We start from the raw sequence: 6,814 nt of genomic DNA on the forward strand, positions 1-6,814 counted from the left end.
CAAATGTTAAGAATAGCTGTTCCCAATAAAGGTGGCCTGTCAGATCCAGCGATTAGGATTCTTTCAGAAGCTGGATATCGCACCCGGCGCCGAGGTCGAGAATTACATATCACCGATCAAAATAACCAGGTAGAAGTATTTTTTCTCCGTCCGCGCGATATTGCCCAATACGTAGGTGCCGGTTTTATCCAAGCCGGGATTACCGGACGTGACCTGCTGGCGGATTCGGGAGTCAAAGCCGAAGAAGTACTAGCACTGGGATTTGGTTCCTCTACTTTTCGCTTTGCGGCGCCTCAAGGTACCATGAGCTCGGTTCGGGATCTGGAGGGTAAACGCATTGCCACTTCCTTTGACCGGATTGTGCAAGACTATCTGGCTTCGCAAAAGGTAAAAGCCGATACCGTGCACCTAGATGGGGCCGTAGAGTCCTCGGTTCGCCTCGGGGTAGCGGATGCAATCGCGGATGTAGTGGAAACGGGCAACACCCTGCGGGCAGCCGGGCTAGAAGTATTTGGCCAACCTTTGATGCAATCAGAGGCCGTACTCATCGCTAATCCGCAGGCAGCGGAAAGCGCGGGTCTGTTGGTTCTTCAACAGCGCCTTTTGGGGGTGCTCAATGCTCGCAACTATGTGTTGGTGGACTACAACGTTCACCGGGATCTGTTGGATAAAGCAGTCAATTACACTCCCGGAATTTCTTCCCCCACCATATCTTCCCTGCAAGATAGCAACTGGTTAGCGGTTCGGGCGTTGTGTAAACGCTCCGAGGTTCACGGGGTGGTCGATAAGCTCCACGCCCTAGGAGCAGAGGGGATTCTAGTTACCCAGCTGTTATCGGCTCGGATCTAGCTGGAGCTGCGCCAGGGGCAGGCTTACTCCTAACTGGTACCTTGTCGCCTCTAAGGTAATCCCGAAGGATTTTGCCTGAGACTTTGGGCTAGGCAAGCTGCGCGGCGAGGCGTCCGGCTACCGCAGCTGCCAGGAAGGGAGCCGCATCTTCTGCCAGGCCTCGTCGCATGGTTGATAGTTTCACCGGGCAGTTGCTTAAGGCCTGGTAGAGTCCGGCGGTTGGACATTTTTGCACCCGGTGCCGGGAACTAATCTGTGCCAGTTGGGAGTCCACCAATTTAGTGAATTCACTGTTTAGGAGAGGTTTTTGCCCTTCGCCTTCGTCGGTGAACTCCGGTAGTGCCACGGTAAGGGGTATTGGCGTAAAGTCGGACAGAATTCGCAAACTGTGATGGGAGATTCCCTGGTGACGCGGCCGGGGGTCGGCTGCCGACATCCGCAGGGCACAAATGGCTTTCCCGCCTCCTACAGCCGCCTGGGTCAGGAATGAAGAGAGCTCAAAACCGGAGTACCCATAGGGGGTACCGCTACCCGCGTTTCCCGGGCCTTGTCCCACAATCACAATATCGGCGGCTAATACGTGCCGGGCTGCCAGCAGCGCCGAAAAAGTATTGATGGCTTCCAAGTCGCCCCCGAAGGCTTGACCGGCCGTAATTACTGCCGTTAACCAGCCTTTTTCGCGCAGTGCGTTAATGTTGCGGGAGAAAAATGCCGGGAGCGCCCCGCCATCGGTGTAAACATAAGCAATTTTGGCTTCGGGATTTTCTGTCCTGACCCCGGCGATCACTGCGGGAAGCTGGGAATGTAAATCAATCCCTACTACCGGCATTCCTTGCAGGTCTTCTGCCTGTCGCATCTTTTGGTGGGAGGGAGATTCTTGTTCCTCAACGGAGGAAACCATGTACTGGCTGGGGGTATAGCGCGCCTTCATGATGTGACCCTGATTAGCCGGCAGCACGTCTTCTGGTAGACGTCCACAAAGCGCGGTTACCAGCGCAAACCCTCCGGTTCCTAAGTTTTTTTGAAGAGGAGAACAATCAATACGTACCGTTTCTCCCGCTTTTATCTCTCCGTTTAAGGCTGGATAGTTTAAGGCACGTAGAGTTTGCCCGGTTAAAAACTGCTCCGCTCCACTAGGGTGGGCACAAATCTTAAGCGTGAGTTCTTGGGTGGCTGAAAAATTGCGGACAGCTGCCACCTGTCCTTCCCGTAACATCATGTTTTATATTGTAACGGTCTTTGTCAGGGTGACCGCGAGGGGCTCAAACAGGTAGGCTTAGGGTATGCATGGGTTTTTAATTGCGCTGTGGACGCTGGGGATTCTCGCGGCAATAATTTGTCCGATCGTCATGTTTGTCTGGCTATTCCGCAAAGCCAATGCCACTTTAAACGTTTTCGAGGAACAAGTTCAGCAGGTAACCTCTCCGCTGGAAAATTTGCAGGAAGCCTCGGATCTTCCGGCTCTCCGCCCGGCCGGAGCCAGCGGTGATCCCCAGGTGTTAGCTGAGGCTCGCCAGGTACGCGCCGAAGTGGCAGCCACCCGGCGTGCTCGCCGCTACGCCCGCCTAACAGCCGCTAAAGCGCGCTGGGAAAAACTGGGGCTGGTGTAGGTGCCGCGCAGGCGTAAACGAAAAAAACCTACTACTCAAGGTGCGGGGGATTGGGATTCCCTAAGCGCGGCGGAAAAATTAGCCACTTTTAAACGCACCCAGATTAAAGGCGAGGCGGCTAGTTTCGCAGCTAGTTTTGATTTTCCCTTTGATGATTTCCAAGATCAAGCCCTTCGCGCCCTCGAGAACAATAAATCTGTATTAGTTGCTGCCCCTACCGGTTCCGGTAAGACTTTAGTGGGGGAATTTTCCCTATTCCTGGCGTTAAAACGGGGGGTAAGAGCTTTTTATACTACCCCGATCAAGGCGCTTTCTAATCAAAAATTTAGGGATTTTTCTGCTACTTACGGCAGTGAAAATGTGGGACTACTGACCGGGGATATCTCCGTTAACCCGTCAGCACCCCTGGTGGTGATGACCACTGAAGTTTTGCGCAATATGCTGTACCGAGATGATGGGCGCCTCGATGATTTAGGGTTTGTGGTTCTTGATGAGGTGCATTACCTTGCTGATCGTTATCGCGGGCCCGTGTGGGAAGAAGTTATTTTGCATCTTGGCGCGCAGGTGAAAGTAATCGCCTTATCGGCCACGGTATCGAATGCCGAAGAGTTTGGGCAGTGGCTGCGCCAGGTGCGCGGGGATGTCGAAATTGTGGTTTCGGAAAAACGTCCGGTACCGCTTTACCAACATATGTTGGTAGGAGGGCGACTTTTCGACCTGGAAGTGAAGTCTTCCGGTGGTAAAACCAAACTGAATCCGGCCTTGCTAGCAAGGACTCGCCGCGGCTTGGGGGAGCCCGGACGCGGTCACCATACGTCCTTGCCCGCCGCGGTAGGGGAGTTGAACGCGAAAGGGCTACTGCCAGCAATTGTTTTTATTTTTTCGCGTGCCCGCTGTCAGCAGGGACAAAACCAGCTGGTAGCGGCGGGAATAGATCTAACCAGTCCCGCGGAGAAAAGCCAAATCTCAGCGCGGCTGGATGAAATTAGCGAAAGTATTCCTCCTGGTGATGCCCTCGCCTTGGGATTGGACACCCTGTTCGAGGGACTCAGACGCGGAATCGCCGTGCACCATGCGGGCCTGCTTCCAGTACTTAAAGAAGCAGTAGAGAAAATGTTCGCTGCCGGACTATTGAAAGTGGTGCTGGCAACCGAAACTTTGGCGCTGGGGATTAATATGCCGGCGCGTTCGGTAGTTATTGAATCGCTGCGCAAATGGGACGGTCACGAGTTCGTGATGCTCTCGGCTGGGCAATATACCCAGCTTACCGGGAGAGCTGGCAGGCGTGGGATCGATACTTTGGGTCACGGCATCGTAATGTTTCGTCCCGGCATGGATCCAGCTACGGTCGCGGCGCTTGCCTCAAAACGTACCTATCCGCTGAAATCAGCTTTTAGTCCCACCTACAATATGGCGGTTAACCTGCTGGAGCGAGGATCCTTGGAGGGTACCCGGGATGTTTTGCGACGCTCTTTTGCGCAATTCCAGGCAGACCGAGGGGTAGTAGGGAAGGCACAGCAAGCAGCAGATAAGCAACGGGCAGCCGACGAAATTGTCACGGCTAATTCTTTGGAATGCTCCTATGGGGATATTTACGAGTATGTAAGGATTAAAAGCGAGCTTGAGGCACGCGATGCCCGCCATGCCCAGCTGCTTGCCCGCGAGCAAGCACAGCGGCGCTTAGAGCTTTTTAGTTCTCTAAAGCGCGGTGATGTATTGGCTTATAAAGATAGTCGCCGCGCCCGCCACGGGATTGTGATGAAAAAATCGGGAACCCGCACTGGGGAAACCACTTTGACGGTGCTAGCCGATAACGCCAAGCTACGGGAGTTTCCCACTAATGGGTTTGCTGGCCCCTTAGCCTTGGTGGGGCAGATGTGGGTGAAAGATTACTCGGAACGCAAACCTCGCGACCGCCAACGCCTAGCGTCCAAGCTCCGTACCGCGGTGCGCGAAGGGATTTTTACCGATCCGGAATCCGCCAAGCCTCGTGAGGAAGAGGCGGCTACCCCCGACAAACCAGCCGAAGCAAGCCGGGGGAGTTCCTGGCAGTTATCGGACATTAACGGTAGAGAACTTACGCAGCTGAGCGAACTGGAACTTACCGAGCTGCTGGCACACCATCCGGCGGCTAGTTGTCCCCAGTTAGCTAGCCATATTAAGAAGGCATCCCGGTGGGCGCGTCTCGAGCGGCAGGCTGCCCGCTTGCGACGCCAAGTTGATATTTCGGAGGGCGCACTAGTTGATACCTTTGACCGGGTCGTTAACGTCCTAATCAAGTTAGGTTATCTAGATCCCAATGGACAAGTAACTGAATCTGGGGCAGTGCTGTGCCGAATATATAGTGAATACGATTTGCTCTTGGCGCAATGCGCCCTAGAAAGTGTTTTCGCGGGTCTGGGCCCGGCACAACTAGCGGCAGCTTGTTCGGCGGCTAGTTATGAGGCGCGGCGCGAAGAAGCGGGCGCCCCGGTGCCTGCTTCTTTGAAATCTGTGGTCAGTCAAATCGAAACCTTGGCGGCAGATCTGCGCCAGGTGCAAAGCGAGCTGCAAGCACCAGAACTTCCGCGGTCATCTTCGGCGCTGGTGGCAGCGACTTATGCTTGGGCTAAGGGGAAACCGCTAGCAGTGGCTTTAGAGACTGCCCCTTTGGAGGCTGGGGATTTTGTGCGAGCGATGAAACAGCTGCTCGATGTGCTACGGCAGCTAGAAATGGTGGGCAGTGTAGAAACCTCGGCTACAGCGCGTAAAGCCCAAAAACTAATTTTGCGCGGAGTGGTGGCATGGTCAGATATTTAATTAATGGTTTCTGGGCTCTGGTAGCTGCCATCACGATTGCTACCGGTCTACTATTGGCTTTCCCCTCTGCCTGGGGATCACACTGGCTAGGCGCCTGGTTAGCTCTCGGACTCTGGCTACTAATTCTGCGACGCGCGCGCCGCAGCTACGCTCTAGTGATTTCCATTCTGGCCTCCCTGGTATTTTTCTTGGTGCTATTTCGCTGGGTAGCTATCTCACTGACCTTTTCTACTCCTTGGATTGCTCTGGCGCTTTTTGAAACATTATTTCCTACTTTGTGGGCGGGGATAGTTTTGGCTACCCGCAAACTGACCAGCCCGCTTTGGACATTTTGGACGGCATTTTCTTTTGCCGGGATAGAAGCGTGGAGAGCGTGTTTTCCCTGGACGGGAATGCCTTGGGGAATGTTGGGATTTTCCCAAGTAGATAGCCCTATGAGGGGATGGATTCCGCTTCTGGGTGAAAACGGGATGGCCTTTCTAATGGTGGGGATCGTGGCGGCGTTAGTTAGCGTTACTTGGAAAATTTCCATGCCGAATCTAGCTACTGCGGCTTTGGCTCTGGTATTAATGATTTTTTCCGGTGTGGGCTTACCGTCTCTACCAGATTTACAAGATTCTCCCCAGCTAAACGTAGCGGCTATGCAAGGGGGTGTGTCTTGGCCAATTGGGTATACCTATTCCCATCCCGGCACCATCTTGTCTGGTCATATGGGACAAGCGCGCAGCAGTGATTTGCGCGGGACGCAAGTAGTTTTATGGGGGGAACAGGCAGCGGATATAGATCTAAGCTCTGAATCGCAGCGGGCTGAGGAACTGCGACACTGGCAGGAAAACCTGCAAATCCCCGCTATTTTTGGCACTTTGGTTTATGGGGATAAAACTACCTCTAACCAGGTACTAAAGCTGGAGGATGGCAAGTTCTCGCATATCTATACCAAGCGGGAACCGGTGCCTTTTGGGGAGTTCTTACCGGCTCGTCCTACCATCTCTAAGATATTTCCCGAACAGGTAAAGATGCTCCCGCGCGATATGATACCGGGCAAATCCCCCGGAGTTACCCCAGTTGGTAATGCGCAGATAGGGGCAAATATCTGTTTCGAGGTAGCGATTGACCCGCTGGTGCGCGATACGGTGAACGCGGGTGCGAACCTACTATATTTCCCCACTAATAATTCTTCTTTTGGATACTCCTATCAGTCCCGGCAGCAGCTGCAGATTGCCCGCTTTCGCGCCCTAGAATATGATCGCTCCACTGTCCAAGTGGCAGTGGGGGGAGTAAGCGCTCTGATTAATCCAAAAGGTCAGGTTGTTTCCCAATCCGGGCTCTTTAGGGCAGACACTTTAAAGGCAGCGCTGCCTTTGCGCGACACTCCCACCTGGCAGGCACGTTTTGGGGGGGAAGTAAATGCTATCTTCCGTTTCGGAACCCTAATTGGGCTGGTTCTGGTGGGAGCAACCCTTGTTTTTTTAAAAATACAAAAACGCAGCTTTCAAAGAACAGAGTTTTCCATCCGAAGAGGACGCAAACGAACGGTGAATAAGAGCAGAGGAAGC

At 53.7% G+C, this 6,814-nt stretch carries 5 protein-coding genes; 4 read left to right on the plus strand and 1 reads right to left on the minus strand.

The genetic code is table 11. The features are described from left to right. The first annotated feature begins 3 nt into the window (after positions 1-3). The gene (hisG, locus tag RDM26_RS01930) at positions 4-849 is read left to right on the plus strand and encodes an ATP phosphoribosyltransferase (protein WP_307737371.1); all 846 of its coding nucleotides are present in this window, start codon (positions 4-6) and stop codon (positions 847-849) included. A gap of 88 nt (positions 850-937) precedes the next feature. Here the strand turns inward: hisG and RDM26_RS01935 are convergent, their stop codons facing one another. Beyond that, positions 938-2,068, minus strand: coding sequence for a DUF3866 family protein (locus tag RDM26_RS01935; protein ID WP_307737372.1), 1,131 nt, complete (start codon positions 2,066-2,068; stop codon positions 938-940). Positions 2,069-2,132: 64 nt separating this feature from the next. Here RDM26_RS01935 and RDM26_RS01940 point away from each other — a divergent pair, with 64 nt between their 5' ends. The 3 genes from RDM26_RS01940 to lnt form a co-directional block, all read left to right on the plus strand. After that, positions 2,133-2,459 (plus strand): hypothetical protein, encoded by a 327-nt coding sequence (locus RDM26_RS01940; protein ID WP_307737373.1) that lies wholly within the window; start codon positions 2,133-2,135, stop codon positions 2,457-2,459. Next, on the plus strand, positions 2,460-5,258 hold the full coding sequence (locus RDM26_RS01945) for a DEAD/DEAH box helicase (RefSeq protein ID WP_307737374.1): 2,799 nt from the start codon (positions 2,460-2,462) through the stop codon (positions 5,256-5,258). Beyond that, positions 5,243-6,814: apolipoprotein N-acyltransferase (gene lnt / locus RDM26_RS01950; protein ID WP_307737375.1), on the plus strand; the 1,572-nt coding region annotated here is incomplete at its 3' end. The genes RDM26_RS01945 and lnt, both read left to right, overlap by 16 nt.

The sequence above is a fragment of the uncultured Varibaculum sp. genome (assembly GCF_902489465.1).
Classification (GTDB): domain Bacteria; phylum Actinomycetota; class Actinomycetes; order Actinomycetales; family Actinomycetaceae; genus Varibaculum.

Excerpts from the sequence above, each read along its gene's own strand:
- hisG (WP_307737371.1), top strand. The coding sequence starts at position 4 with ATGTTAAGAATAGCTGTTCCCAATAAAGGTGGCCTGTCAGATCCAGCG.
- RDM26_RS01935 (WP_307737372.1), bottom strand. The coding sequence starts at position 2,068 with ATGATGTTACGGGAAGGACAGGTGGCAGCTGTCCGCAATTTTTCAGCC.
- RDM26_RS01940 (WP_307737373.1), top strand. The coding sequence starts at position 2,133 with ATGCATGGGTTTTTAATTGCGCTGTGGACGCTGGGGATTCTCGCGGCA.